We start from the raw sequence: 25,641 nt of genomic DNA on the forward strand, positions 1-25,641 counted from the left end.
CTTGACTTCAGACCACTCTGGCGTGCGGGTAACCCACGTTCGGCGGGCAGTTGAGTGGTTACGCGAACGCCTCGATGGGCGGGCACGAGCAGACCAGGTTGCGGTCGCCGTACGCACCGTCGATGCGACGCACCGGCGGCCACACCTTCGGGCGGTAGTTCTTGCCCAGCGGATAGGCCGCCTGCTCGCGGGTGTAGGTGTGCTTCCAATCGTCGACCAGCAGGGACTCCGCGGTGTGCGGTGCGTTGCGCAGCGGGTTGTCCTCGGCGGGCCAGGTGCCGTCGCCCACCTTGTCGATCTCCGAGCGGATCGCGATCATCGCCTCGCAGAACGCGTCGACCTCGGCGATACTCTCGCTCTCGGTGGGTTCGACCATCAGCGTGCCCGCCACGGGGAAGCTCATCGTCGGCGCGTGGAAACCGTAGTCCGCCAATCGTTTTGCCACATCGTCGACGGTCACGCCGGTCTGCTTGGTGATGGTACGCAGGTCGAGGATGCACTCGTGGGCGACCATGCCGTTCTCGCCGGTGTAGAGCACCGGGTAGTACTCGTCGAGGCGGCGCGCGATGTAGTTGGCCGACGCGATGGCGGTCAGCGAGGCGGCACGCAATCCGGCTGCGCCCATCATCCGGATGTAGGCCCAGCTGATCGGCAGGATCGACGCCGACCCGTACGGCGCCGCCGACACCGTGTACGCATCCGGCAACTCCTCGGCGAGCGGATGGCCGGGCAGGAACGGCGCCAGGTGCGCGCGCACCGCGACCGGGCCGACGCCGGGGCCGCCGCCGCCGTGCGGAATGCAGAACGTCTTGTGCAGGTTGAGGTGGCTCACGTCGCCGCCGAACCGGCCGGGCCGGGCCAGGCCGACGAGCGCGTTGAGGTTGGCGCCGTCGACGTACACCTGACCGCCCGCGTCGTGGACCGCCGCGCAGATGTCGGCGATGTCGTGCTCGTACACCCCGTGCGTCGACGGGTAGGTGATCATCAACGCCGACAGTCGATCCGCGTGCTCGCTCACCTTTGCGCGCAGATCGTCGAGGTCGACGTCGCCGTTGGGTCGGCACGCCACCACCACGACACGCATGCCCGCCAGCGCAGCCGAGGCCGCATTGGTGCCGTGCGCGCTGGACGGGATGAGGCAGACGTTGCGGTCGGGCTCACCGCGCTCGGCGTGATAGGCCTGGATCGCCAGCAGGCCGGCGTACTCGCCCTGCGAGCCCGCGTTGGGCTGTAGCGACACCGCGTCGTATCCGGTGATGTCGATCAGCCACTGCTCCAGGTCGGCGATCAGCTTCCGCAGCCCCGGGGTGTCGGATGCGGGTGCGAACGGATGCTGGCGCGCGAACTCCGGCCAGGTGATCGGCTCCATCTCGGCGGCCGCATTGAGCTTCATCGTGCACGATCCGAGCGGAATCATGCTGCGGTCCAAGGCGATATCCTTGTCGGCCAACGACCGCAGGTAACGCATCATCTCGGTTTCGGTGCGATACCGCGTGAACGCCGGATGGGTGAGGAACTCCGAGGTGCGCGTGGCGATTCCGGGGCCGTCGAACTCCGAATCGACCGGCGTCGCCGAGAAGGCCGACAGCACCGCCTCGACATGCGCGGCGGTGGTCGCCTCGTCACAGGACACCGAGACGTGGTCGTCGTCGACCAGCCAGACGTTGATGCCGCGCGCCTTGGCCGTCTCGCACACCGCCGCCGCCCGGCCGGGCACCTTGGCCAGCACGGTGTCGAAGAACTCGCGGTGTACGACCTCAACCCCTGCTGCCGTCAACCCGGCCGCCACCGCGCGCGCCCGCTGGTGCACCCGATCGGCGATCCCGGTCAGGCCGTCGGCGCCGTGGTAGCTGACGTACATCGCGGCCATCACCGCGAGCAGCACCTGCGCGGTGCAGATGTTGCTGGTGGCCTTGTCGCGGCGGATGTGCTGTTCGCGGGTCTGCAACGCCAGCCGGTACGCCGGCGCGCCGTCGGCGTCGAGCGACACCCCGACAAGGCGGCCCGGCAGCTGGCGCGCGTGCTTGGCGTGCACGGCCAGATATCCGGCATGGGGTCCACCGAAACCCATTGGCACACCGAACCTCTGGGTGCTTCCGAACGCGACGTCGGCGCCGATCTCACCGGGCGGGGTGAGCAGCGTCAACGCCAGCAGATCCGCACCGATCGCGACCAAAGCGCCGCGGTCATGGGCTTGGGCGACGAGATCACTCCAGTCCACGACGGCGCCGCTGGCCCCCGGCAGTTGAGCGATGACGCCGAAGAAGTCGCCGTCGGGCAGTCCCCGGGTCAGATCGGCGGTGACGATCTCGATGCCGAGCGGTTCGGCGCGGGTGGCCAGCACCGCGGCGCTCTGGCGGAACAGGTCGGCGTCGACGGCCAGCCGGTTCGACGGTCCGCGCACTGCGCGGTGCATCAGCGTCATCGCCTCGGCGGCCGCCGTGCCCTCGTCGAGCATGGACGCGTTGGCGACCTCGAGGCCGGTCAGATCGGTCACCATCGTCTGGAAGTTGAGCAGCGCCTCGAGGCGGCCCTGGCTGATCTCCGGCTGGTACGGGGTGTAGGCGGTGTACCAGGCGGGGTTTTCAAGGATGTTGCGGCGCAACACCGGTGGGGTCAGCGTGTCGTAGTAGCCCTGGCCGATCATCGACACGGCCACGGTGTTCGTGTCGGCGAGCGTGCGCAGTTCGGCCAGCGCCTCGTCCTCGGAGGCGGCCGCGGGTAGCCGGTCGAGTCCCGGGGCCAAACCGTCGGCCGACAGCGGGTCGAGGATGCCCGATGGCAGCGCCTTCTCGGCGAGTTCGTCGAGTGAGGAGACGCCGATCGTCTCGAGCATGGTGGCGACGGCGTCGGCATCCGGTCCGATGTGGCGGTCGGCGAAATTGGGCTGATGGTGATCGAACACTCGGGCTACTCCAGACGCGTTCAGGCAGAGGACCGCTGGGTTCCTCCCCCTCTGTCGTCGACCCGGTGCGGGCGCCTGAGAGATTCGGCGATCACGACGGTGCGAGATTCGCCTTTCCCCATGGGCGGGCGAGGGCGGCCGGGCGGACCCGACCGGAGAGCTCACCGCTTTCCAGAGGCATCGGGGTCTCGTGCGGTCCTGGGTGCCTGAGAGGTTGACGGAGAGGTGTTGCTCCTTCGGCGTCCGTGACTGGCCGCCACGAAACTCTCCCGCACAAGCGCGATGCGTTCACGAGTTTACCGTCAGAGGCGCTGGCCTCGGCAGCGAGCGGGTGCGTGGCCCGAAATGTCAGCCGATCTTGCGGTCGCGGTGCTTGCGCCGCGAGGCCAACTCGTCCTCGGGAGCCGCGATCGACTCGCCCCCGTCGGCGCGCTCACCGGGGAAATCGGCGATAGCGCCGGTCAACTCCCGCATCGCACCCGAAACCGCGATGCCGAACACGCCTTGACCGCCCTGCAGAAGGTCGACGACCTCTTCGGCCGACGTGCACTCGTAGACCGTGGTGCCGTCGGAGAACAGCGTGATGTTGGCCAGATCGCGAACCCCGCGCTGGCGCAGGTGGTCGACGGCGACGCGGATGTTGTGCAGCGAGATACCGGTATCGAGCAGGCGTTTGACGATCTTGAGGACCAGGATGTCCTTGAACGAGTACAGCCGCTGGCTGCCGGAGCCTGCCGCGCTTCGGATGGACGGTACGACCAGCGACGTCCGAGCCCAGTAGTCGAGCTGGCGGTAGGTGATGCCGGCGATCTGGCAGGCGCTGGGGCCGCGGTAGCCGACGAGCTCGTCGGGAACGGAGTTGTCGGGGAACAGCCCGGCCTGGACGGGTTCTCCGGCCGGCTCCGGAGTGGTGGTCAGTTCCGAATCCGCGGGGCCGCTAGCAGCGGTGAGGTCCAGCTGCTCCTGACGTGGCGTGTCTCCCACTTCCAGATTCCTCTCGCCGATCGAACCCGCCTCTGTGACCTACGTGGGCACACATTTGCCAAGCCCGAGTGTGTCGAGCATACGCTTCTCGCCGTCCGCGGACTGCCCATCAGTGGTCCGGCCCCCAAAGTATGGCTGCCCGATTCGCCGACGGGGAAACCCGGTACCGCGTGTCGAGGGGACGAGACGTTTCCGTGACAAACCCGCAGGACGACGGCCGCCTCTAGGTGGCCTTGAAGTCGTCCGGAGAGACCGAATCCAAAAACTCCTTGAACTTCTCGACCTCGTCCTCGCGCACTGCGCCCGCCGCTTCGTCGTCGTTCTCGTCGGGAATGATCAGCCCGGCCTCCGCCAGCACCGCTTCCTCGACGTAGATCGGCACCCCGACCCGCAGCGCGATCGCCACGGAATCCGACGGACGCGCCGACACCTTGATGTCGCGGTCGAAGATCAGGTCGGCGTAGAAGGTGCCCTCCTGCAGGTCGACGATGCGCACCTCTTTGAGCGAATGGCCAAGCGCGGCAATGACATCTCGGATCAGATCGTGTGTCAGCGGCCGGGCCGGCTCGACCCCCTGCTGTTCGAGCGCGATCGCGGCGGCCTCCGACTGGCCGATCCAGATGGGCAGATACCGGTCGCCGTTGGACTCCCTCAGCAGCAGGACCGGCTGGTTCTGCGGCTGCTCCACGCGAATGCCGACCACACGAACCTCACCCATCTGCGTCTGCCCTCCGCACCGAAGAAGCGAGCTTCATAGCCATCGCTTCGAGTCTAATCCTCAGCGATCCAGTACGTCGCGCACAGCCGACTTGATCAACGATGTGTGCAATGTGATCGCCAAGGCCGCCACTTCACGTGCCAGATCGTCGGCCCGGTCGCGGGCGCCTGCCTTGTTGGCCTTGACGATAGGCCCTGCGATCTGGGCGATCAGATCGGACTGCCGATCGGCCGCCGACCGGAACGCCCGCAGGTGCCGGGGCTCGACACCGTAGTCCTCCAGAGCGCGGGCGCACTGGGCGATCACCACGGAATGCTCGTCGAAGAATCCGCCTCGTCCGGGCGTGATGACGCCGGCCTTGACGAGCGCGCCCAGCAGTTCTTCTCCGACGCCTGAGCGGGCCAGCAGATCCTCCCGCGACAGGCGCACCTGCGTCGGGGCCACCGCCGCCGCACCCCCGGGAGCGTCGGTGCCCTCTGTGCCGTCTGAGGACACCGGAACCAAACGCGGTACGCCGTATGCCGATCCGTTCTGGGGCAGCTCGCCGTCGGGCTGTGCGTCGAGCTGTGCCTTGATCACCTTCAGCGGCAGGTACTGGTCGCGCTGGGCGGTGAGGATGAACCGTAGACGTGCGCAGTCGTAGGCGGTGAACCGCCGGTAACCCGACGCGGTGCGCTCGGGGGTGACCAGGCCTTCGGCCTCCAGGAACCGGATCTTGGAAATGGTCACGTCCGGGAAGTCCGGTCGTAGCAGATCGAGGACCGCTCCGATCGACATCCCAGTGAGCGCGGGAGTGTCGGGTGCGCCCATGGTTACTCTTCGCGCATGCGTTGGTCGACCACTAGCCGGCCTGACCGCTGTCGTCGTTCTTCGGGCCGGTGAGAAACACCAGGCGGAACTTCCCGATCTGCACCTCGTCGCCGTTGGCCAGCACCGCCGAGTCCACCGGTTCGCGGTTGACGTAGGTGCCGTTGAGGCTGCCGACGTCGACCACCTGGAACTCACCGCTTTCGAGGCGGAACTCGGCATGCCTGCGGCTCACCGTGACGTCGTCGAGGAAGATGTCGCTGTCGGGATGCCGACCGGCCGACGTGGTGGGCTGGTCGAGCAGGAACCGCGATCCCGCGTTCGGCCCGCGCTTGACGACCAGCAGCGCCGATCCGGCGGGCAGACCTTCGACGCCCGAAACGGCGCCCTCGGTGCCAGCCGTGGCCGGGGCGTCCAGTTCATTGAGGAAGTCGGCGCGGAAGACGGACGTCGTTTCCACGGTGACTTCGTCAGACGTCTGGTCGGTCCCAGAGTTCTGGTCGTTTTCCGTCACCCGCTGCTCCTAACTGGCTGCTGTGGCGATACCGCGTCTGATGTCGACCGTACCGCGCGGCGAGCGCGATTGTGCCCACCACCGCCGGATCCGCCCTAGTTGGCGTCCGGTCTGCAAAACCCTAACAACCCGTCACTCGCTCACTGTGCTGCGGTAGCCGTCGGCGTCCAGCAGCGTGCCCAGCCCCTGCTCCAGGGCGGCGGGGTCGGCCTGCAGCTCGACCAGCCAACCCTCCCCGTAGGGATCGGAGTTCACGAGCTGGGGACTCCCCTCGAGATCACCGTTGACCGCAACGACTTTCGCGGTGACGGGGGCGTACAGGTCCGACACCGACTTGGTGGACTCCACCTCGCCGAACGACTCGCCGGCAGTCACCTCGGCACCGACGTCGGGCAGCTGGACGAACACCACGTCACCGAGCGCCGACTGGGCGTAATCGGTGATACCGACGCGCACGGTGTCGTCGCCGGTACGCAACACCCACTCGTGTTCTTCGGTGTAGTGCAGGTCGGCTGGGATTTCGCTCACGGCGCTCCTCGTTGTTCAGCGGTTCGGCCCGGGTTGGCAACTGACCCTCATTTGACTGGCTGAGCGTATTGGCGCTGTTTCGGTTGCCGCAAGGCGGTCACGTCGACGCGGTCGGACTGCTGCACAGCCATGCTGCCGCCGACCCGTTCGACGCTGTCCATGGCGCCACCGGGAATGGTCATGGCGGCGGCCAGGGTGGGCGGATCGCCAATGGCCAGAACCGAATACGGCGGGCTCATGGTGACGTCGTCGATCACCAGCGCGCCCGGGTTGCCGACGACCCAGGTGTCGACGCCGACGCGCACCGCGGTCTGCGCGTCGGTTCCCCCACCCCGGATCTCCATTGCCTCGGCGCCTGCGTTGCGCAGTTCGTTGATCACGTCGAGCAGCGTTTCGGCGGGCACGCCGGGCGCGGTGTCGGTGATCGTCAACGTCACACCAGGCCCGGTCGCGGGAACCGTGCCGATCAGGATGGACAGCGCGGCCAGACGGGCCTGGGCGTTCTCGATGGCGGCCTGGTCGCTGCTGCCGGACGCCTGCAATTGCGCCAGGGTGCGCTGCAGATCGTTCACCTCGGTGTTCAACGCAGCCTCCCGCTGTTGCAGCGAGTCCAGCAGCACCAACAGGTCAGCGGGCCGGGCGGTCTCGAGCGAGTCACCGGACTCGTTCTGCCGAACCTGGGTCACGATCGCCACACCGAGCAGTACGCACAGCACCACGGCCAGCGCCCCGAACACCACCTGGGAGCGGCCCCTCCGCATCACCCCGCCGATTCCGCCCGCGCGCAGGTCGCCGATCTCCCGAGACGGCTCGTCGGTCGGCAGTTCGTGGCGGCCGCCGCCGGCGCGACGGTCGTCGTTGTCATCGGGTAGGGAATGCTGCGGTGTGTGCTCATTCATGGGCATGCCTCGTCATCACGCGCCGAACAACCTGCGGCGCAAAGCGGCTGCGTTGCCGAAGATCCGGATTCCGAGCACGACGATGATCGCCGTCGACAACTGCGTGCCGACCCCCAACTGGTCGCCGAGGTAGACGATCAGCGCGGCGACCAACACGTTGAACACGAACGACACCACGAACACCTTCGAGTCGAAGATGCGCTCGAGGTACGCGCGCAGGCCGCCGAAAACCGCGTCGAGCGCGGCGACCACCGCGATCGGCAGGTAGGGCTGGACGAACTCGGGCACGTCGGGGTGGAACACCAGGCCGAGCACCACTCCCGCGATCAGTGCGGCGATTCCGATCATGTGTCTGACTTCATGTTCGTGTCATTGCCCAATCTGCTTGGCGAAGTTCAATTCTCGAACCGAGCCCGCGGGCAGCTTCAGCCCGTCGCCGGTACTCACGCTCACCCCGACACCGTAGGAGGCCTCCAGCAGCCGCAGCCGCTGCAGGCCCGGGCTGCGGTCGAATACCTCCTGCATCGCGTGCGGCGGTCCGATCGCGAGGACGACATAAGGGCTGCTGATCGGTTGATTGTCGACCAGGATGCCGCCGCCCGCCTGTCGGATAGTGACATTGGGGCCGATCCGCACGCCGCCGACCGACAGCGCTTCGGCGCCGCTGACCCACAACGAGTTGACGACCAGTTGCAGGTCGCGGTCGAGAATCACCTGCCTGCTGCCCGGGACCCGTTCTTTGGAGACGTCGCTCAGGTTGGCCGACGACGCGCCCGGGTCGGTGACGGTGATCGTCAGCCCGGGCCCGATCACGGGCGTGGCCGCGGCGGCGAAGCTCGCCTCGTCGAGGCGGCTGAGCAACTGCTGGCCCCGTGCGTCGCCCTCCAGGCGCCTGCGGCGTTCGTCGTCGACCTCGGCCGCCAGCGTGTCCCGGCGCTCGGCGGCCGCGGTGGTGTCGGCCTGCGCCGTCCGCACGCTGCCCGCAAGCACATGCTGCGTCTCCTGGACACCGGGTGCGGTCGCGCGCGCCTGGGCCACCGCGGCGGCGAACACCACCACCAGCAGCAAGGCACCCGCCAGCTGCCAGGCCCACTGCTGCCACCTCGGCCGCTCGCGGCCGGCGGCCTTCGCCTCGGCGGCCGCGGCGTACCCCGGATCGAGGTGATCGGTCAACAGCGACCGCAGCAGCGACGGCACCGGAATCTTGGTCGGCCGGTTCGCCTCGTGAGCGTTGCGGCCCGACTCCGGGTCATAGCCGCCGAGGGTGTTGCGGAAACTCTGCGTCATCGCGACACCTTCGGCAGTTGGCGCATCACCATGCCCACCTGGATCAGGTAGAGCACCGCTGACCACAGGTACATCAGCAGGCCCCAGATCAGAAAGCCCCACCCGATGGCCAGCACCACCCGGCTCCACGTGGCGTCCCACTGCCCCAACAGGATCAGCGGCAGACCCGACATCAACGCGAACGTGGCGGCCTTGCCGATGTAGGTGACCGGCAGCGCGGTCAGGCCACGGCTGCGCAGCAGCGGCAGCGTCGCGGCCAGCACGGCGTCGCGCCCGATCAAGGTGAGCACAATCCACCACGGCAGCGACCCGTGCAGCCCCATGGCGATCGGGACCGTCAGCATGTAGATGCGGTCCACGGCGGGATCGAGCAGCTCCCCCAGCCGCGATGACTGGTTGTCGACCAGCCGGGCGATCTTGCCGTCGGCCCAGTCGGAGAACCCGCTGAACATCAGCACGGCCACCGCCCAGGCGTTGGCATGCACCACGAGCAGCAGCCACAGGAAGACCGGCACCAGCACCAGTCGCACCGCGCTGAGCACGTTGGGCACGGTGAGCACCCGGTCGCGGGCCTGACCCGCCCCCTCCGGCGGCGAAGGCACCTGGCCATGCGCCTCGGTCATGGGCTAAACCTAGCGGAACACGCCCGGCAGGCTCAGCGCCGAGAGCGAGTCGTCGGCCAGTGGGTTGTCGTGCACCATGTACGTCCACGTCGAGGTCGGCCGGGCCAGCTTCGACAGGTCCACGCCCGGCTCGTCCTCGATCGACGGCGCGGTTTCGAACGTCTGCTGGGCCGCCTCTATCGCGTCGGCGGCCAGCGATGCGAACGCGTCGACGGCCATGCGGTGGAACTCGTCGATCGGGGTCTGGTTGCCCAGCGCCCGCAAATGGATGCTCTCGCGGATGTCGGCCAGGTATGCCAGGTGGTCGGCCCAGCCGCGGTCGAGGTGGTACAGCATGATCAGCCGGCAGATCGTCTCCAGCTTCTCCTCACCGAGCCGTTCGACGACCTCCTCGTAGCGTTTCGGCGACAGCTCGGCGAGCTCCTCGCGCGCTGTGGGTGTGCGCAGCAAGGTGTTTCGTCGCTCTACGATGATCGCGCGCTGCTGGGCGATCAGCTGGTTGTAGCGCCAGTTGGTGGCGTGGATATCCAGCATCCGGCCTTCGGCGACGCGCTGTGCGTGGTCGAGCAGGCTGGCGGCCTTGGGGCTGACGACGCGGCCGTCCTCGTCGGTCTCCATCGGCAGCTTGTTGGGTTCGAGATGCGCGACGACGACGTCGTCTTCCCAGCTGGAGAAGAACACCGACGAGCCGGGATCGCCCTGGCGCCCGGCGCGGCCGCGCAACTGGTTGTCCAACCGCTCGGTGTGGTGGCGGCCGGTACCGATGACGTGCAGCCCGCCGAGTTCGGCGACCTCATCGTGGTCGGCCTCGTCTGAGCCCCCGAGCCTGATGTCGGTACCCCGGCCTGCCATCTGCGTGGACACGGTGACGCTGCCCAGCGTGCCGGCCTCGGCGATCACCGCGGCCTCCTCGGCGTCGTTCTTGGCGTTCAGCACGACTGCGGGAACACCGGCCTTGACCAGTTTCTCGTGCAGCTCTTCGGATTCCGCGACGTCGCGCGTGCCGACGAGCACCGGCTGCCGGGTCTGGTGAACCTCCTTGATGTGCTCGACGACCGCGTCGTTCTTGGCGGCCGCGGTGACGTACACCCGGTCGGGCTCGTCCTCGCGGATGTTCGGCTTGTTCGGTTCGATCGGTGACACGCCGAGCTTGTAGAACTGGCGCAGCTGTTCGCCGGCCGCCAGCGCGGTGCCGGTCATACCGCACACCGTCGCGTACCGGTTCACCAGCGCCTGGACCGTGATGGTGTCGAGTACCTCGCCGGTTTCGGTGGTCTCGATGCCCTCCTTGGCCTCGACCGCGGCCTGCAGGCCGTCGGGCCAGCGCTGCAGCTGCGCGATGCGACCGCGCGAGGCGTTGATCAGGTGTACGGCGTCGTCGCGGACGATGTAGTGCACGTCGCGTTGCAACAGGACGTGGGCGTGCAGCGCCACGTTGATCTCGGTCAGCGTGCCGGAGACGTGCTCCTCGGAGTACAGGTCGATGCCGCCGAGCTTGGCCTCCATCTTCTGGGCACCGATCTCGGTGAGATGGACGTTGCGGCTGTCGGTGTCGGTGTCGTAGTCCACGCCGGGAGTGAGTTCGCCGACCATGCGGATGATGTCGACCTTGGGGGTCTCGCGGTGGGTGGTGCCGGCCAGCACCAGCGGGACCAACGCCTCGTCGACCAACACCGAGTCGGCCTCGTCGATCAGCGCGACGTCGGGGTTCGGCGAGACCAGATCGGCGACGTCGGTGACCAACTGGTCGCGCAGCACGTCGAACCCGATCTCGTTCACCGAGGCGTAGGTGACGTCGCACTGGTAGGCCGAGCGGCGCTCCTCGGCCGTCGAACTCTCGGTGATCCAGCCGACGGTCAGGCCCAGCGCCTCCAGAAGCGGGCCCATCCATTCGGCGTCGCGGCGCGCGAGGTAGTCGTTGATCGTGATGACGTGCACGCTGCGACCGCCCAGGGCGTAACCGGCCGCCGCGATCGCACCCGAGAGCGTTTTGCCTTCACCGGTCGCCATCTCGACCACGTCGCCCGCGAGCATGCGCAGGGCACCCAGAAGCTGAACATCGAATGGCCGCAGCGAAGTTTTGCGCTCGGCGGCCTCGCGGGCTATCGCCAGAAACTGCGGCACGTCGCTCGACTCGGCGAGGTCATCGAGGTTGAGCAACTTGGCGGCCTTGGCCAACTTCTCGTCGTCGAGCGCCGCGGCCTTCTCGTCGAAGTCCGCCGAGCTGCGCACCTGCGCCATCGATTGCGCCTGGCTCCGGTCGGTACTGGCGCCGAGCAACTTCCAGAACCTATTGCTGACACGACCTGAAGTGCGGGTCTTCGTCTTTGCCACACCGCTACCGTACGCGCTGCGCTCCTGGCCGTGAGCGCACGTGCCCGCTTCGCGACGCGCCGTGTTTCGGCGGCTGTCTGCGCACGTCCCCTACTCACGTGTGAGCCCACAGGGTCGGTCGACCGTGCGGAAGTCGATGCGCGCGAAATCGCACACCGGCTCGAAGCCGATCTTTCGATAGATCGCGTTCGAGGTCGGGTTGGCACGATCGGTGAACAGCACCACCGCCGCGTCGGCGCGCTCCAGCGAGGACTGGGAGGCCGCGGCGGTGAGGGCCGAGCCGTAGCCATGGGCCCGGTGCGCCGCCGGTGTGAACACCGGACCGATGCGCGACACCCCCGCCACCGGCGCATGCAGCAGTGCCGTGCTGACCGGTGTGCCGTCGACGTCCCACATCAGAAACCGGCCGCCCCGGACGGCGGCGGCGTCGACGAAGCGAGCCCTCGCGGCGTCGTCGCGGGGGTGGCCGAACGTCTCGCCGAAAAAGCGCTCCATCCAGTCGGTCAGGAGGGCGCGATCGGTCTCGTCGGCCCATCGCGGCGCTCCGGCAACGCCGGTCGGCGGCTGCAGGGTCCCCAGTCGGTAGAGCCGCTCTTCGAGCGTGACGGTGCCGGGATGCCCGCCGTGCGACTGCCAGGCGTCGGCGATTGCGACGGCGACCTGACGGAGCCCGCGCACCCCGGTCAGATCGGGTCGCCTCTGGAGGAGACCGCGGGCGACGACGTCGGCGCAATCTATCGGAATACCGTTGCACACCAACGGGTATGACGGTGTTTGCATTGCGACAGCGACGACGTCCGAGTTCTGCCACACCGACATCAGCAGTGTGTCGTCGGGGATCGCCGCGGCAAGGACCGTCAGCTCGACGGTGTTGGCGACCGGGTCGCGCCGGTACACCGGTTCGGCGATTGCGCGGAACTCGTCGGCGGAATTGTGAATGTGCACCTCCATCAGTTCAGCATGGCCCGAACGCCGAACGGGTCGAGCGATTTTCGTCGCGTTCGCTGCGGTGTGAGGGTGCGCAAAGTGCTGAGATTTGGCGGCGTGCGGTGGGCAGACACGCGCGCTCGCGGAAATTAGGGCTAGGCCAGGTTGGAGCGACGGGGGTAGGCCACCGTCGGATCGGTCAGCACATTCACCACCGCGGGCAGCGTCGAGGAGAAGGCGCGCTCGAGGGCGGGGCGCAGTTCGGCCGGTGTCGACACCAAATCGCCGTATCCGCCGAGCGCGGTCACGACCTCGTCGTACCGGGTGCCCGGCCGCAGGTCGGCCACCACCGAATACCCGTAGATCGCCTCCATCGGATGCTTCTCCAGCGCCCAGACACCGTTGTTGCCGATCACCGAAACGACCTGAATCCCGTGACGCACCAACGTATCCCACTCCATGCCCGAGAACCCGAACGCCCCGTCGCCCTGGAGCAGGATCACCTGGCGATCGGGCCGGGCCAGCTTGGCGGCCAGGGCGTAGCCCGGTCCGGAACCCAGGCAGCCGAACGGGCCGCTGTCGAGCCAGGCGCCGGGCACGTAGCTGTCGATGACGCGGCCGGCATAGGAGCCGAAGTCGCCTGCGTCGACCACCACGATAGCGTCGCGGTCGAGCATGGCGCTGATCTCGGCGTACACGCGCATGGGGTGCAGCGGCGTGCGGTCGTCGCACAGTTCATCGGCCTCGGAGGCACGCATCGCGGTCTCGGTGGCACGCAGGTCGGCGATCCAGGCTTCGTGATCGTTGGCGCCGGCCGCCGACAGGGCGGACAACGTGGCGCTGATGTCGCCGTACAGGCCGGCGGCGACCGGTCGAGGCTGCGGTCGATCCGGGGGGCAACGGTCGACGGCGATCAGCACGGTGTCCGCGCCGAACACACCACCGAAGCCCAGACGAAAGTCCATCGGCACGCCGATCACCAGCGCAACATCTGCCTGCTTCAACGCCTTTGACCGCGCCCGGGAGAACGCGAGCTGGTGGTCGGCGGGGACCGCGCCGCGGGCCATCCCGTTCATCAGCACCGGAATGCGCAGCGCCTCGGCCAGATTCAGCAGCGCCGTCTCGGCATGACCCCACCAGACGTTGGTCCCGGCCATGATGACCGGCCGTTGCGCCTCGGCGAGCAGGCCCAGCGCAGCGCCCACGGCGTCGCCGTCGGCCTGCACCACCGGAGTCGGTTGACTCAGCGCTCCTGGCGCGCCGGCGTCCGCGGCCTCGCTGAACACGTGGTCCATCGGAAAGTCGACGAACGACACACCCGAGGGCCCGCCCGCCGTCCCGGCCGCGGCGCGCAACGCGTCATCGACCAGTCCCGCAACGGCATCCGGCGCCTGGGCGGTCGCGGCGAAGCGGGTCAACGGCGCGACGAACGGGACGTGGTCGATTTCCTGCAGGCTGCCCTGCCCCCACCGCATGGCTGGCGCGCGACCGCCGAGGATCACCAGCGGTGACTGGTTCTGCTGCGCGGCGGCCATCGCGCTCATGCCGTTGGTGACGCCGGGCCCGGCCGTCAACGCCGCGACACCCGGTACCCGGGTCACCTTGGACCAGCCCTCGGCGGCGAACGCGGCGGTCTGCTCGTGGCGGGTGTCGACCAACCGGATGTCCTCCGCCCGGCAACCGTCGTAGATCGAGAACAGGTGCCCGCCGGAAAGCGTGAACACCGTGTCGATCCCGCTCGCCCGCAACCGCCGCGCGACCAGATGCCCTGCGTTCACGGTGACCGGAGCGTCGCTGCTCATGTCGGCAGCTTACGCAGGCGGATCACCGGTAAGGACCGTCGCCGACTTCTGCAGGAGGGTCGCGGATGCGGCCGTTCCACAGCCCTGGCGCAGAAATCGGCGGTGCTATCGGCGAAGGTGAGGCTGAGCGACGCGTCGGCCCGGCGCGACCCTTTGGACGGTCGCACAAGGGTTGTCGCGGTACCTTGCCGGAGTGAATGAGGGAATGTTCACCCCGACGCTGGACTGGGGCAGTGAACTGTGGATATCGCTGGTGTGGATCGCCCGGGCCTGGGCGATCACCGCGGTGTGCACTCTGATCGTCTTGGTGCTCATCGCGAAGTTCACCGAGTGGGGCCGTCAGTTCTGGCGCATCACCGGCGACTACTTCAAGGGTCCGGAGAGCGTCAGGATCTGGCTGTGGCTGGGCACGCTGCTGCTCTCGGTGATCATCGGGGTCCGCCTGACGGTGCTGTTCACCTTCCAGGGCAACGACATGATGACCAGCTTCCAGGTGGTGGCGTCCGGCCTGGGCACCGGCGACGACGCCATCCGGAACTCCGGCAGGGACGGGTTCTGGTTGTCGATGATGATCTTCGCGATCCTGGCCGTCATCCACGTCGCGCGGATCATGCTCGACCTCTTCTTGACCCAGCGGTTCATGTTGGCCTGGCGGGTCTGGCTCACCGACCGGCTCACCAGTGACTGGTTGGACGATAAGGCCTACTACCGCGGCCGATTCATCGACGACACCATCGACAACCCCGACCAGCGTATCCAGTACGACATCGACATCTTCACCGCCGGCGTCGGCGGCCTGCCGAACACACCCAACAACACCTCGACGGCCACGCTGCTGTTCGGCGCGATCAGTGCGATCGTCTCGATGGTCTCCTTCACCGCGATCCTATGGAACCTGTCGGGGACGCTCACGCTGCCGTTCATCGGCGACGTGCCGCGGGCGATGTTCTGGATCCTGTTGGCGTACGTGCTGCTGGCTTCGGTCTTCGCGTTCTGGATCGGCAGGCCGATCATCTGGCTGTCGTTCTACAACGAGAAGTTCAACGCCGCCTTCCGCTATGCGCTGGTGCGCCTGCGCGACGCGTCCGAGGCGGTCGCCTTCTACCGCGGCGAGATCGCCGAAAGATCAGGGCTGCGGCGGCTGTTCGCGCCGGTGGTCAGTAACTACAAGCGCTATATCAACCGCATGATGGGCTTCTACGGCTGGAACCTGTCGATGGACCAGATCATCGTCGTGCCGCCCTATCTGCTGCAGTTCCCCCGGTTCTTCACCGGTGAGATCACGCTCGGCGCGATGAGCCAGACCGCGGCGGCGTTCGGCAACATCGAGGCCGGCCTGTCGTTCTTCCGCAACGTCTACGACCAGTTCGCCGGTTACCGGGCGGCGATCATCCGGCTGCACGGCCTGGTGGTCGCCAACGAGGAGGGCCGGGCGCTGCCCGAACTGACCACCGCGCCGTGCGTGGACGGCACCGTCGAACTCTCCGCCGTCGAAGTCCGCACTCCCGATGGCCGACAACTGATCAGACCGCTCGACATGCGACTGGAGGTCGGTGACTCGTTGGTGGTCACCGGTAAGTCGGGCAGCGGCAAGACCACCCTGCTGCGCAGCCTTGCGCAGCTGTGGCCGTTCACCTCGGGCCGACTGACTCGCCCGTGTGGGCCCAACGAGACGATGTTCCTCTCGCAGATGCCGTATGTGCCGCTGGGCGATCTACGCACCGTGGTCAGCTACCCCAACGAAGTCGGCGAGATCGATGACAGGACGTTGAAACACACGCTGCACAAGGTGGCGCTGCCGCATCTGGCGGACCGCCTCGACGAGGTCGACGACTGGGCCAAGGTGCTCTCCCCCGGCGAACAGCAACGGATCGCGTTCGCCAGGATCCTGTTGACCAAACCCAAGGCCGTGTTCCTCGACGAGTCCACGTCGGCCCTGGACGAGGGCCTGGAGTTCATGCTCTATCAGTTGGTTCGCACCGAACTGCCCGACACCATCCTGGTCAGCGTGAGCCACCGCAGCACGGTCGAACAGCACCACACCCACGAACTCGAGCTGCTGGGCGACGGCGACTGGCGACTGGGTCGCGTCGAGGGTGACGAACCGGCGAAGGTCTAACGCGCCACAGCGTGTGCGCCCGCGCGCCTGGCTGCGTGCTCACCCGCCCGCCGCCCGAAGAACGACCCTTCGCCGAGTTGGGTTCCGCTGGCGTAGCCCTTGCCGTCCTGGGCGATGTTGGACGCGCACGCTCCCGCCGCATAGAGGCCTGAGACGGCGGAGCCGTCCTCGCGCAGGACCTCTCCGTCGATCGACACCGCAAGCCCGCCCATGGTGAACCCCGAGTACATCGCGCGCCCCAGCGACAGGTCGAACGCCGCGAACGGGCCGGTGTCCTGGGGTGCGACGTAGTCGGGTTGTTTGTGGAAGTCGGGATCCTCACCGCGAGCGGCGAATTCGTTGTACCGATTCAGGGTCGCGACCAGGTTGCCCTGCGGAATACCCAGCGCCGCTTCCATTTCCTCCACGGTCTCCCAACCGTCGATGAACTTGATCAGCGGCATCTCGGGCATCTCCATGTGGGCCTCGTCGACGACGAGATAGGCCGTCTGCTCAGGCTGTTTGAGCACGAAAGCCGAAGTGCGCGAATGGTATGAGTCCTCGGCGACGAAGCGGTGGCCGTACTTGTTGACTATCACACCGGTGAGCAGGATCTCCGGCGGATACGCCGCGGCGGTGATGAACAGCTGATCCATGTTCTTGGCGACGCCGCCCGCCGAGATGCCCATCCGGATGCCCAGGCCGTCGTCGTTCGGATTGCCCAGGATGTAGGGCTCCACCTCGCCATGGTGCTTGGTCTTGCGCTTCTGGCCGAGCGCCGGCGTGAGCTCGGCGACCATCTCGGGGTTCATCGCGAATCCGCCCGCGGCGATGATCACCGCCTTCGCCTTGATCGCGCCCGTCTCGCCGAAGTGCTTCCAACGCACGCCGGCCACCGACCCGTCGTCGACGACCAGGTTGGTCACCCCGGTCTCGTAGCGGATCTGCACACCGAGCTCGGTGGCGCGCTTGACCAACAAGTCGATGACCATCGCGGCTCCCCCGAGCTCACCGGGCACCGGCACCGAATGGCCGCGCGGTGCCGGTTTGGCCTGTTCGCAGAACGGCCACACCTTCTCGTTGCCCGTATACGAGAGGCCCTCCGTGCCCGGCGGCACCACCACCTTGCCCGGGTAGTAGCTGCGCTCGAACTGAAAACCCAAGTCCTCCAACCAGTTGAAGTGTTCGACGCTGCCGTCGCAGTAGGCGCGGATCTTGTCGAGCTCCGGATCACGCGACACCGCGACCAAGTAGGAGTACATCTCGTCGGCGCTGTCCTCATGACCGGTGGCCTGCTGCACCGCGGTCCCGCCACCCAGATAGAAGTGTCCGCCGGCCAGCGAGCTGGTCCCGCCGGCGTCGGCGGCCTTCTCCAGCACCAGCACCCGAGCGCCCGCAGCGGCGGCGCTGACCGCTGCACACCCGCCTGCGATACCGAATCCGACCACCACGACATCGAATTCGTCGGACCACGACGCGACATCGGCGGCGTCGACGGTGTCGGGAATTTCAATGGTGCTCACTGCTGCTCCTGTTTGATGTAGTCGAAGAATGCCCTGATCTCGTCGGGGATGTGGGCGATCTCCAGGTACGGCACGCCGGCGGCGGCGATGTAGGCGAACTCCATGCCGCCGGGCATCACGCCGCGCTGCACCGCCTCGGCTTTCCGTTCGGCCAGTGCCGCTTCCACGTCGTCGACCTCGATGCAGATGTGGTGCATGCCGGGGCCCGCGGTATCGAGGAAGTCGGAGTAGATGTTGCGCCCGGAGACCGGTGCGATCAGTTCGAGCTGCATGTCGCCTGCATAGCTCAGCGAGATGTCGGCCACGAAATCGGCGGGCTCGCCGCGATACGTGCACGCCTCCTGGGCGAAGTGGACGCCGGGCATGCGCACCCACTTCTTGGCGCCCAACATCGAGGTGAGCGCGCTCTCGGTGGCCTCGAGGTCCCGCGTCACCCACGCGATCTGGACAGGTGTCTGGGCAAGCATCGCGTCGAGAATATCCGCGGGCTGCTCACTTGGCTAGAACGTGTTCTAGTTCAGGCCTCGCCGTAGTACGCCTTCAGGCACCGGTCGGCGGCTGCCCGCGCGGCGGCGGGCTCGGCGCCGGAGGCGATGTTCGCCTCGTGCCAGGCGTCATTGGACAACGCCAGAAAGCGTCGACCCTCGGCGGTGGTGACCCACTGTTCCCCGAACTCCGGGTCGACCGCCTCCCCGGTGGACAGATGCAGCGCCAACCCGAGCACCATCGAGTCCCAGCCGATGCCCACGGCGCCGGGGCCGAACTGCAGCGACATCTCGTCGCCGACGACGGCGATGTGCTCGATGACCAACTGTGCCCGGTCCGCGCCCTGGTCGCCGACGCTGACCTCGATCCAACTGGTGTTGCCGCCGTACTCCCAGGTGGCGGTGAAGCTCTTCGGCGGGTCGCACGTCAGGATTGTTCCGCCGGCGTTGCCGTGCAACTGATAGCTGCCACCGACCTTCAGATCGCCCGAGATCGGCATCAACCACCGCGGGATGCGCTCGATGTTGGTCACGGCATCCCACAGATCCGCCTGATCGGTGTCGTAGGTCTGCTTGATGGTGACGACGTGTGCCTCGCCCGCGTCGATCGTGCGTTTCCCGACCGTGCGTGCGACGGCACTGATCTGGTGGTCCACGTCGATCTCGGTCATGTTGCCTTCTTTCGTCGTTGTCGCTTACCGCGCGCGATCTCGGTGCCGAGCGCATCGAGCTTCGGTGACCAGAACCGCCGAAAGCCGGCGAGCCACTCGTCGGCGTCGCGCAGCGCTGCCCCGTTGACCGCGTAGAGACGGCGCTGACCGTCCGGCCGCACCGAAGTGAACCCGTTGTCGCGCAACACTTTGAGATGTTGCGAGACCGCGGGCTGGGTGATCGCGAACTCGTCGCCGATGGTCTCGGCGATGGCTCCTGCGGGCTGCTCGCCGTCGGCCAACAGCTCGAGGATCCGGCGGCGCACCGGATCGCCGAGGACGTCGAACGCGTGCACCCCTACAAATTAAAGCCTCTACTTATATAAGTCAATACTTATCCGATTGCAGTGCGTCGATCAGCAGGCCGATCTGCAGATCGAAGAGCGCCGCGGGATCGGTCAGCGTGTCGGGCCCGTACTGGCCGAACACCTCGAGGCTGATCGCACCGACCAGTGCCGCCCATGCCAGGAAGCTCCTGGCGATCGCACCGTCGTCGCCCCCGAAGTCGAACTCGACGCGCAACGCCTCGAAATCCGACGACAACGGTTCGTCGACAACCGATTTCGACGAGGGGATGTCGCCGGCGGCGATACCGGCGTCGACCACGTCGAACAAGGCGCCCACGACGCGGGTTCCCGGGCCCACGGTGCGTTCTCGGGGCGCCTGGTATCCGGGAACCGGGGTGCCGTAGAGCAGCGCCCACGAGGCGGGTCGGTCGACCGCCCATCCGCGTGCGGCGTGCGCCATCGCGCGTAACTGCTCGTGCCACGGTGCGCCTTCGCCGCGGGCGTGGTCGACGTGATCGGCGAGTTCGGAATATGCATCGACCAGCAGCAGCGTCAGCAGGTCGTCGCGGCTGGACACGTAGCGGTACACGGCTGACGACACCATGCCGAGGTCGCGGGCGATCGCCCTGACCGAGAGCCCGGCCGCGCCGTCGGTCACGAGGTGACGCCGACCCAACTCGATGATCTGCGCCTCGATCCGCTGCCGGCTCTCGGCCCGTTTGCCCATGTGCCGAGTGTGACACAAAGCGAGATCAGTGCTCTTGAATTCGGCGTCGCGAGGTGGCACTCTGAGTACGAGAGCACCGCTCTCTGATTGAGGAGGTCCCCTGTGACTACAACGCGCTACGACAAACCGACGCGGGCCGCCCGCGTCGTCAACCACGTCTTCCGCTGGCTGGCTGAGGCCGGTGTCAGTGTCGCCGGGACGAAGGCGCTCTCGGTGCGAGGCCGCAAGACGGGCAAGCGCCGAAGCGTGGTGGTCAACGTGCTCACGGTCGGCGGTCGCGACTACCTCGTCTCCCCGCGCGGTCACACCCAGTGGGCCCGCAACGCAAGGGCGGCCGGCGTCGTCGACGTCGGTCCCCGGTGGCGCCGCCGCGAGGTGCGGATCGCCGAGGTGCCCGACGAGGTCAAGCCCGAGCTGCTCAGCCGCTACCTCGACCGCTGGTTCTGGGAGGTCAAGGGACACGTCGGCGGCCTGACGCCGACGTCCTCACCGGAGGAGTTGCGCGCTGCGGCGCCGTCGATTCCGGTGTTCGAGCTCGTGCGTTAGGGCAGGGATACGGAGCCGACGTTGGCGGATGCGGCCGAGATGACGGCCTCGCTGGCCTGCTGGCTCGCCGTCTGCCAGGACACCGCGGCCGGGTACGTGCCCCAGGTGCTGTTGAACATGCCGATCAGCACCGCCCGGTTGTCGGGGGTGATCACGTACACCGGGCCGCCCGAGTCGCCCTTCTGGCTGACCACACCGTTGGCCATCGTGAACCAGCCGTTGTTGACAGCCTCGACGTTGCCGCAGCTCTCACCGGTGACCACGCCGAAGTGGCACACCGGCTGCCCGGCCGTCGGCACGACACCGGGGTCGGCCACCAGCACCTTGCCGCCCGGCAGCACGTTGTTGACCGCGACGTCGGGTGCGAGCGCGATCGCCTCCCAATCGGCGATCTGGTGATTGGTGTCGACGGTCGCACCGTTGGGGGTGTTGTCGCGGTACACCGTCTGCATCCCGATGAGATTGCCGTTGCGGTCGCGCACCGGCCCACTGCCTCGGCAATGGCCTGCGGTGAATGCGATGCGGGTCGCCGGATCGACATAACCCAGCGTGCAAACGTTGTTGTCCTGGCGGATCTCCATGCCGGGGTAGACGAGGACGCCCGGGTTGGCCTGCGCGGGCGCCGACATCAGCGCGACCGCAGTGATCGGGGCGGCCAGCGCCGCCAGTACCCGTAGCGAATGTCGGCGCACTCTCGTCTCCGCTCGTCGAGCCGATAAAGGTTCGGAACCGGCGCGTTGCGAGCCGCCTACCGGGTCGGGAGAGCTGACAATCACCGCCCGACCAGGAGCAACCACTCGACGATGGTCCCGTCACTTGCCCATCGGTGAAGGTCACAGAGACGTTACGCCCCGGCCGCGGTTTCGGCACGGGACAGCTACGAATCGAAACCGAGGCCTAACGCATCCAGTGTCCGCAGATAGGCGTTCCGGCGTCCGGCGGCGTGGTCGGCGCGGTCGAGTGACCACCGGGTCGCCTGGATGCCGACGCTGGCCAGCGGCTCAGGAGGGAACGGCAGCGGGCGCTCGCGCACCATCTGCAGTTCGGTGCGCGGGGTGGGTCTGCCCTCGAGCAGGTCCAGGCACACGTCGGCGGCGAACCGGGAAGCGCCAACGCCCAGTCCGGTGAAGCCGTTGACGTATGCGACGCGGCCGTCCCTGGCCAGTCCCCAGTGCGCGCAGAACCGGGTGTTGGTGTCGATCGCGCCGGCCCACCGATGACTGAATCGGACGTCGTGAAGTTGTGGGAAGGTCAGAAAGAAGTGCTCGGCCAGCCGGCGGTAGCTCGCGGGCCGGTTCTCGTAGCGGGGCCGCACTTTGCGCCCGAAGTGGTAGACGGCGTCGTACCCGCCCCAGACGATCCGGTTGTCCGCGGTCAGGCGGTAGTAGTGGAACTGGTTGGCGCAGTCGTCGATTCCCTGCCTGCCGCGCCAGCCGATGCGGCCCAGCTGGTTGTCGGTGAGCGGTTCGGTGGCCAGTACGTAGTCGTACACGGGCACTGTGTACAGCCGGTTGCGCTTGAGCAGGCTCGGATAGGCGTTGGTCGCGAGCACCGCTTGCCGGGCGGTGACGACGGCCTGACCGGTCTGCACGCGCAACCCGACGCCACCGGAATCCAGCCGGGCGGCGTTGGTGTGCTCGTAGATACGCACGCCCGCGTTCTCGCATGCCCTGGCGAGCTCGAACACCAGCTTGGCCGGGTGCACGATCGCGCAGGTTTGTGCGTCGATCAGGCCGGCAAGGTAGGTCGGTGAGGCCACCTCGTCGCGAACCTGGGTGGTGTCGAGGAACTCCCCCTCGCCGTCGGCCGCGGCCTGGCGCAACCACTCGACCTGATGGGGTTCGGTGGCCACCGTCAGCGTGCCGGTGCGCTGCCAGTCGGTGTCGAGGCCCAGCTCGGCGATCTCGCCCTGCATACCGTCGAGATTGTCCAAGCCCATGTCTTCGAGAACGTCGAATTCGTTGGGCCAGCGTGCCTTTCCGTTCGCAGCACCGTGCGTCAGGCTGGCCTCGACGAAGCCTCCATTGCGGCCCGAGGCCGCCCAGCCCACCCGGTTGGCCTCGATGAGCACGATGCGCTGACCGGGGTCGCGTCGCGCGGCGTGCAGCGCGGTCCACAAGCCGGTGTATCCGCCCCCGACGACGATCAGGTCACAGGTGACCGGCTTCGTCAGGGCGGGGAACTGCGGCCGCGGCGGGCCGACGCGCTCGTCCAGCCACATCGAGCCCAACGTGCTTGTCGCCAGCGAACGTTCGACCAGACCGGCGTCGACCGGGGCGTCGAAGACGGTTTTCACACAGCGCAGACTACGGCGCGCAGAGGTGCTGCGTGGCTCAGGCGCTGACGGGGGCCGACGGCTGCTCCGCCACGAGCGGCGGTCGCGCCGGCGTCCAACCGGGCGGGCCGAACATGTAGCCCAGCCTGTCGCGCCACCGCCGCGCCTGGCGGACGTCGCGCGCGATGGCCACGTACTCGTGTGTCTGCAGCGTCCAGATGTTGTAGGTGTCGACCTGCTTGGTCAGCCCGTAGTGCGGGCGGACCGTCTCGGCCTGGAAGCTGCCGAACAGCCGATCCCACAGGATGAAGATGCCGCCGTAGTTCTTGTCGAGGTACTGCTGGTCCATGCCGTGGTGCACCCGGTGGTGCGACGGCGTGTTGAAGACGAATTCGATGGGGCCCCAGAGCTTCCCGATGCGTTCGGTGTGGATCCAGAACTGGTAGATCAGGTTGATCGAGAAGCTGGCGAAGACGATCCACGGCGGTACGCCGAACAGCGGCAGCAGCGCCCGCAGGAATACGTCACCGCTGATGTTCCACTTCTGGCGCAGCGCGGTGGCGAAGTTGAAGTACTGGCTGGAGTGATGCGCTTGATGGGTGGCCCAGATCAGCCGCACCCGGTGCGCCATCCGGTGATAGACGTAGTAGAGCAGGTCCACCCCGACGATCGCGATCACCCACGTGTACCAGGCGTTCGCGGGTAGCTGCCACGGCGCGACGTAGACGAACAACGCCGCATAGCCCAGCAGCGCGATGAAGTTCAGCACCCCGCTCGTGCCGATCGAGACCACGCCCATCCAGATGCTCGCCCACGCATCGGAGCGCTGGTACGCACCGGCCGGTGCACGCTCGGCCTCCTCGTGGGCCAGTTTGCGGGCGGCCGCCCACTCGATGACCAGCAGCAACAAGAAGAACGGCACCGCAAAGACCACGGGATCGTGCATCAACGGTGGCAATACGTGCGAGAAGGCGCCACTCACATCCACTTCGAAACCTCCGGGCCCAGCATACGTCTCAGCGAAAGCTCAGCACCTGATCGCCCCACGCGGTACGCAGATCGTGGTCGAGGTCGTCGACCACCCTGTCCTCGGCGTCGATGAGCAAGGTGGCGCGATCGGAGGTGCGGTACGGCCGCCACACCGGGTCGCCGGCGAAGCCCGCGGGTGTGCCGTCGACGGCGAAGTTCACCCAGCGCCGCCGGATGCGCGCCGAGACCTCCTTCCCCGTTTTCAGCCCGCCGAGCTTGAAGGTCGGGTCCTTGGGGCCGGCGACCAGATTGCCCCAGACGTACGGCAATTCGGTCGCGTGCGCGGCTCCGAGCCGCAGCAGCCGCAACATCGGGGTGGCGAAGTCGAATCGGTAGAGGTACACGGGTGCGACCTCGCGATGACCCTCGGCGAACCAGACCGACGGCATCCGGAACCCGATATCGCGCGCGACGCCCATACCGATGGTCTTTCCTCGGCCCCGGTATGCGGCGCGGATCTGCTGTTCGTCGGGCAGCTCCAGGTCGGGTTGTTCGGCGGCGATCTCCGCGAACATCGCCCGGATCGCCTTGGGTGTGATCGGCATCAGGGGCGACTTCATCCAGCGAAAGAGTGCGGCTTCGTGCTTGTTGGTGCCGATGATCAGCGGCACCGGGAGGGTGCGCCCATCCCGGGCGAGCTGGACCGGATGCGCAGGCACCACATCGCCGTCGATGATCGGCGCGAACGCCAGCGTGCCCGGGGTGCTCACCGGGATGTGGTCGAACACGTGCTTGGAGGCGGTCATCAGCGCGGAAGTGGGCACCGAAACCAACTGCTGGGCCTCGCTGGGACTCAGCCCGAGCCGGTCGAGCAACAGCGCCGCCACCCGTTGCGAGCGCTCGCGGTCGTAGACCGAGGTCGCCGGTGAGCTCTGCGCGATCGCCGCGCCGAACAGGCCGGCGGCAGCCGGGCTGGCCAGCAGTGTGGTGATGATCCCGCCACCGGCGGATTCTCCGAAGACGGTGACGCGGTTCGGGTCTCCCCCGAAACCGGCGATGTTGTCGCGGACCCACTGCAGCGCGAACAGTACGTCGCGCAGGCCGAGGTTGGTCGCGAAGTCGTCGCTCACCGCCGACAGGTCCAGGAAGCCCAGCGCCCCGAGGCGGTAGTTCACCGTGACGATCACGGCGTCGCCGTCGGCGGCGAGCGTGCGGCCGTGATACAGCGGCTGCGCCGACGAACCGAGCACGTAGGCGCCGCCGTGCACCCACACCAGCACCGGTTTGCCCGCGCCTGGCTCGATGTTCGATGCCGCCCACACGTTCAAGCTCAGGCAGTCGTCGCTCTGCGGAGCGCCGAGGTCGATCGGGATGCGCGGGTCCGTCGGCTGCGGGCACACCGGGCCGAGCCTTGTGGCGTCCACCGGTTCGGACCAGCGCTGTGGCGGTTCGGGCGCCCGCCACCGCAGCTCACCCGCCGGCGGGGCGGCGAACCGAATCCCCTTCCACACCCTCACGGTGCCGTCGTCGAGGCCGCGGACCGGTCCATACGCGGTGTCGACGACGAGCGCGTCGTCGCTGCCCCGTGCCCCTGCGGTCACCGCAACTCCACGTCGTACGGCATGGGACTCCTCCATCGATGGAATACAGCGAGTTCAGGCTACGCGCGCGTCCGACCGAGCCGTCTGGTCAG

General features: G+C 67.7%; 24 protein-coding genes and 1 riboswitch. Of the genes, 2 read left to right on the top strand and 22 right to left on the bottom strand.

Going from position 1 to position 25,641, the window contains the following annotated elements; translation table 11 throughout:
- Positions 1 to 58 precede the first annotated feature (58 nt).
- The 13 genes from gcvP to CEX87_RS18855 form a co-directional block, all read right to left on the bottom strand.
- On the bottom strand, positions 59 to 2,905 hold the full coding sequence (gene gcvP, locus CEX87_RS18795) for an aminomethyl-transferring glycine dehydrogenase (protein WP_094288627.1): 2,847 nt from the start codon (positions 2,903 to 2,905) through the stop codon (positions 59 to 61).
- A 183-nt stretch (positions 2,906 to 3,088) separates the two neighbouring features.
- Positions 3,089 to 3,187, bottom strand: a riboswitch (glycine riboswitch).
- Between the two features lie 66 nt (positions 3,188 to 3,253).
- Positions 3,254 to 3,889 (bottom strand): MerR family transcriptional regulator, encoded by a 636-nt coding sequence (locus CEX87_RS18800; protein ID WP_064418507.1) that lies wholly within the window; start codon positions 3,887 to 3,889, stop codon positions 3,254 to 3,256.
- 223 nt (positions 3,890 to 4,112) lie between these two features.
- The gene (locus CEX87_RS18805) at positions 4,113 to 4,607 is read right to left on the bottom strand and encodes a bifunctional nuclease family protein (RefSeq protein ID WP_059098552.1); all 495 of its coding nucleotides are present in this window, start codon (positions 4,605 to 4,607) and stop codon (positions 4,113 to 4,115) included.
- A gap of 60 nt (positions 4,608 to 4,667) precedes the next feature.
- A complete protein-coding gene (gene ftsR, locus CEX87_RS18810; protein WP_067394799.1) occupies positions 4,668 to 5,417 on the bottom strand; it encodes a transcriptional regulator FtsR in 750 nt (249 codons plus the stop codon).
- A 31-nt stretch (positions 5,418 to 5,448) separates the two neighbouring features.
- Complete coding sequence (gene garA / locus CEX87_RS18815; protein WP_064393704.1) at positions 5,449 to 5,928, bottom strand: glycogen accumulation regulator GarA; 480 nt, start codon at positions 5,926 to 5,928, stop codon at positions 5,449 to 5,451.
- Between the two features lie 132 nt (positions 5,929 to 6,060).
- Positions 6,061 to 6,456 carry a glycine cleavage system protein GcvH gene (gcvH, locus tag CEX87_RS18820; protein ID WP_064393703.1) on the bottom strand — a complete coding sequence of 132 codons (396 nt, stop codon included), beginning with the start codon at positions 6,454 to 6,456 and terminating at the stop codon, positions 6,061 to 6,063.
- 47 nt (positions 6,457 to 6,503) lie between these two features.
- On the bottom strand, positions 6,504 to 7,355 hold the full coding sequence (locus CEX87_RS18825) for a DUF881 domain-containing protein (RefSeq protein WP_094288629.1): 852 nt from the start codon (positions 7,353 to 7,355) through the stop codon (positions 6,504 to 6,506).
- A 15-nt stretch (positions 7,356 to 7,370) separates the two neighbouring features.
- Positions 7,371 to 7,703 (bottom strand): small basic family protein, encoded by a 333-nt coding sequence (locus tag CEX87_RS18830; RefSeq protein ID WP_064393701.1) that lies wholly within the window; start codon positions 7,701 to 7,703, stop codon positions 7,371 to 7,373.
- Between the two features lie 21 nt (positions 7,704 to 7,724).
- Positions 7,725 to 8,642 (bottom strand): DUF881 domain-containing protein, encoded by a 918-nt coding sequence (locus CEX87_RS18835; RefSeq protein WP_064393700.1) that lies wholly within the window; start codon positions 8,640 to 8,642, stop codon positions 7,725 to 7,727.
- Positions 8,639 to 9,265, bottom strand: a complete 627-nt coding sequence (locus tag CEX87_RS18840; RefSeq protein ID WP_064393699.1) for a CDP-alcohol phosphatidyltransferase family protein — start codon at positions 9,263 to 9,265, stop codon at positions 8,639 to 8,641. Before CEX87_RS18840 ends, CEX87_RS18835 begins: the two co-directional genes overlap by 4 nt.
- Positions 9,266 to 9,274: 9 nt before the next feature.
- Positions 9,275 to 11,599, bottom strand: a complete 2,325-nt coding sequence (gene secA2 / locus CEX87_RS18845; protein WP_094288631.1) for an accessory Sec system translocase SecA2 — start codon at positions 11,597 to 11,599, stop codon at positions 9,275 to 9,277.
- Between the two features lie 90 nt (positions 11,600 to 11,689).
- The gene (locus CEX87_RS18850) at positions 11,690 to 12,550 is read right to left on the bottom strand and encodes a GNAT family N-acetyltransferase (RefSeq protein WP_067394834.1); all 861 of its coding nucleotides are present in this window, start codon (positions 12,548 to 12,550) and stop codon (positions 11,690 to 11,692) included.
- Positions 12,551 to 12,681: 131 nt separating this feature from the next.
- Entirely contained in the window at positions 12,682 to 14,328 is a 1,647-nt protein-coding gene (locus tag CEX87_RS18855) for an acetolactate synthase (RefSeq protein ID WP_094288633.1), read from the bottom strand.
- Positions 14,329 to 14,533: 205 nt separating this feature from the next.
- On the opposite strand from CEX87_RS18855, the gene CEX87_RS18860 reads away from it, so the two are divergent.
- Positions 14,534 to 16,447 carry an ABC transporter ATP-binding protein/permease gene (locus tag CEX87_RS18860; protein ID WP_064393695.1) on the top strand — a complete coding sequence of 638 codons (1,914 nt, stop codon included), beginning with the start codon at positions 14,534 to 14,536 and terminating at the stop codon, positions 16,445 to 16,447.
- Here CEX87_RS18860 and CEX87_RS18865 read toward each other — a convergent pair.
- From CEX87_RS18865 to CEX87_RS18885, 5 genes are read right to left on the bottom strand one after another with little or no spacing between them, the layout of a single operon-like run.
- A complete protein-coding gene (locus tag CEX87_RS18865) occupies positions 16,444 to 17,949 on the bottom strand; it encodes an FAD-binding protein (RefSeq protein WP_094288634.1) in 1,506 nt (501 codons plus the stop codon). The two genes, CEX87_RS18860 and CEX87_RS18865, sit on opposite strands and share 4 nt — an antisense overlap.
- A complete protein-coding gene (locus CEX87_RS18870; RefSeq protein WP_064393693.1) occupies positions 17,946 to 18,416 on the bottom strand; it encodes a VOC family protein in 471 nt (156 codons plus the stop codon). The genes CEX87_RS18865 and CEX87_RS18870 overlap by 4 nt, the downstream gene beginning before the upstream one ends.
- 50 nt (positions 18,417 to 18,466) lie before the next feature.
- Positions 18,467 to 19,105: an SRPBCC family protein gene (locus tag CEX87_RS18875; RefSeq protein ID WP_094288636.1), complete on the bottom strand. Its 639-nt coding sequence runs from the start codon at positions 19,103 to 19,105 to the stop codon at positions 18,467 to 18,469.
- Entirely contained in the window at positions 19,102 to 19,440 is a 339-nt protein-coding gene (locus tag CEX87_RS18880; protein ID WP_064393691.1) for an ArsR/SmtB family transcription factor, read from the bottom strand. The genes CEX87_RS18875 and CEX87_RS18880 overlap by 4 nt, the downstream gene beginning before the upstream one ends.
- A gap of 31 nt (positions 19,441 to 19,471) precedes the next feature.
- On the bottom strand, positions 19,472 to 20,158 hold the full coding sequence (locus CEX87_RS18885) for a TetR/AcrR family transcriptional regulator (RefSeq protein ID WP_064393690.1): 687 nt from the start codon (positions 20,156 to 20,158) through the stop codon (positions 19,472 to 19,474).
- Positions 20,159 to 20,260: 102 nt separating this feature from the next.
- Here CEX87_RS18885 and CEX87_RS18890 point away from each other — a divergent pair, with 102 nt between their 5' ends.
- The gene (locus CEX87_RS18890; protein WP_064425177.1) at positions 20,261 to 20,704 is read left to right on the top strand and encodes a nitroreductase/quinone reductase family protein; all 444 of its coding nucleotides are present in this window, start codon (positions 20,261 to 20,263) and stop codon (positions 20,702 to 20,704) included.
- On the opposite strand, the gene CEX87_RS18895 is transcribed toward CEX87_RS18890, so the two are convergent.
- The 4 genes from CEX87_RS18895 to CEX87_RS18910 form a co-directional block, all read right to left on the bottom strand.
- The gene (locus tag CEX87_RS18895; protein ID WP_064418517.1) at positions 20,701 to 21,396 is read right to left on the bottom strand and encodes an Rv1815 family serine proteinase; all 696 of its coding nucleotides are present in this window, start codon (positions 21,394 to 21,396) and stop codon (positions 20,701 to 20,703) included. The genes CEX87_RS18890 and CEX87_RS18895 overlap by 4 nt on opposite strands.
- 185 nt (positions 21,397 to 21,581) lie before the next feature.
- On the bottom strand, positions 21,582 to 23,000 hold the full coding sequence (locus CEX87_RS18900) for an NAD(P)/FAD-dependent oxidoreductase (protein ID WP_067394843.1): 1,419 nt from the start codon (positions 22,998 to 23,000) through the stop codon (positions 21,582 to 21,584).
- A gap of 37 nt (positions 23,001 to 23,037) precedes the next feature.
- Positions 23,038 to 23,925 carry a sterol desaturase family protein gene (locus tag CEX87_RS18905; protein ID WP_064394138.1) on the bottom strand — a complete coding sequence of 296 codons (888 nt, stop codon included), beginning with the start codon at positions 23,923 to 23,925 and terminating at the stop codon, positions 23,038 to 23,040.
- A gap of 70 nt (positions 23,926 to 23,995) precedes the next feature.
- On the bottom strand, positions 23,996 to 25,585 hold the full coding sequence (locus tag CEX87_RS18910; RefSeq protein WP_082694134.1) for a carboxylesterase/lipase family protein: 1,590 nt from the start codon (positions 25,583 to 25,585) through the stop codon (positions 23,996 to 23,998).
- Positions 25,586 to 25,641: the final 56 nt, after the last annotated feature.

This window comes from Mycobacterium lehmannii (assembly GCF_002245535.1).
GTDB classification, from domain to species: domain Bacteria; phylum Actinomycetota; class Actinomycetes; order Mycobacteriales; family Mycobacteriaceae; genus Mycobacterium; species Mycobacterium lehmannii.

What these genes read in the sequence shown, in the direction of transcription:
- CEX87_RS18910 (WP_082694134.1), bottom strand. Translation starts at nt 25,585, where the DNA reads ATGGAGGAGTCCCATGCCGTACGACGTGGAGTTGCGGTGACCGCAGGG.
- CEX87_RS18870 (WP_064393693.1), bottom strand. Translation starts at nt 18,416, where the DNA reads ATGCTTGCCCAGACACCTGTCCAGATCGCGTGGGTGACGCGGGACCTC.
- ftsR (WP_067394799.1), bottom strand. Translation starts at nt 5,417, where the DNA reads ATGGGCGCACCCGACACTCCCGCGCTCACTGGGATGTCGATCGGAGCG.
- CEX87_RS18830 (WP_064393701.1), bottom strand. Translation starts at nt 7,703, where the DNA reads ATGATCGGAATCGCCGCACTGATCGCGGGAGTGGTGCTCGGCCTGGTG.
- CEX87_RS18905 (WP_064394138.1), bottom strand. Translation starts at nt 23,925, where the DNA reads ATGCACGATCCCGTGGTCTTTGCGGTGCCGTTCTTCTTGTTGCTGCTG.
- CEX87_RS18825 (WP_094288629.1), bottom strand. Translation starts at nt 7,355, where the DNA reads ATGAATGAGCACACACCGCAGCATTCCCTACCCGATGACAACGACGAC.
- CEX87_RS18855 (WP_094288633.1), bottom strand. Translation starts at nt 14,328, where the DNA reads ATGAGCAGCGACGCTCCGGTCACCGTGAACGCAGGGCATCTGGTCGCG.
- CEX87_RS18835 (WP_064393700.1), bottom strand. Translation starts at nt 8,642, where the DNA reads ATGACGCAGAGTTTCCGCAACACCCTCGGCGGCTATGACCCGGAGTCG.
- CEX87_RS18860 (WP_064393695.1), top strand. Translation starts at nt 14,534, where the DNA reads ATGTTCACCCCGACGCTGGACTGGGGCAGTGAACTGTGGATATCGCTG.
- CEX87_RS18805 (WP_059098552.1), bottom strand. Translation starts at nt 4,607, where the DNA reads ATGGGTGAGGTTCGTGTGGTCGGCATTCGCGTGGAGCAGCCGCAGAAC.
- CEX87_RS18850 (WP_067394834.1), bottom strand. Translation starts at nt 12,550, where the DNA reads ATGGAGGTGCACATTCACAATTCCGCCGACGAGTTCCGCGCAATCGCC.
- CEX87_RS18840 (WP_064393699.1), bottom strand. Translation starts at nt 9,265, where the DNA reads ATGACCGAGGCGCATGGCCAGGTGCCTTCGCCGCCGGAGGGGGCGGGT.
- CEX87_RS18885 (WP_064393690.1), bottom strand. Translation starts at nt 20,158, where the DNA reads ATGGGCAAACGGGCCGAGAGCCGGCAGCGGATCGAGGCGCAGATCATC.
- CEX87_RS18875 (WP_094288636.1), bottom strand. Translation starts at nt 19,105, where the DNA reads ATGACCGAGATCGACGTGGACCACCAGATCAGTGCCGTCGCACGCACG.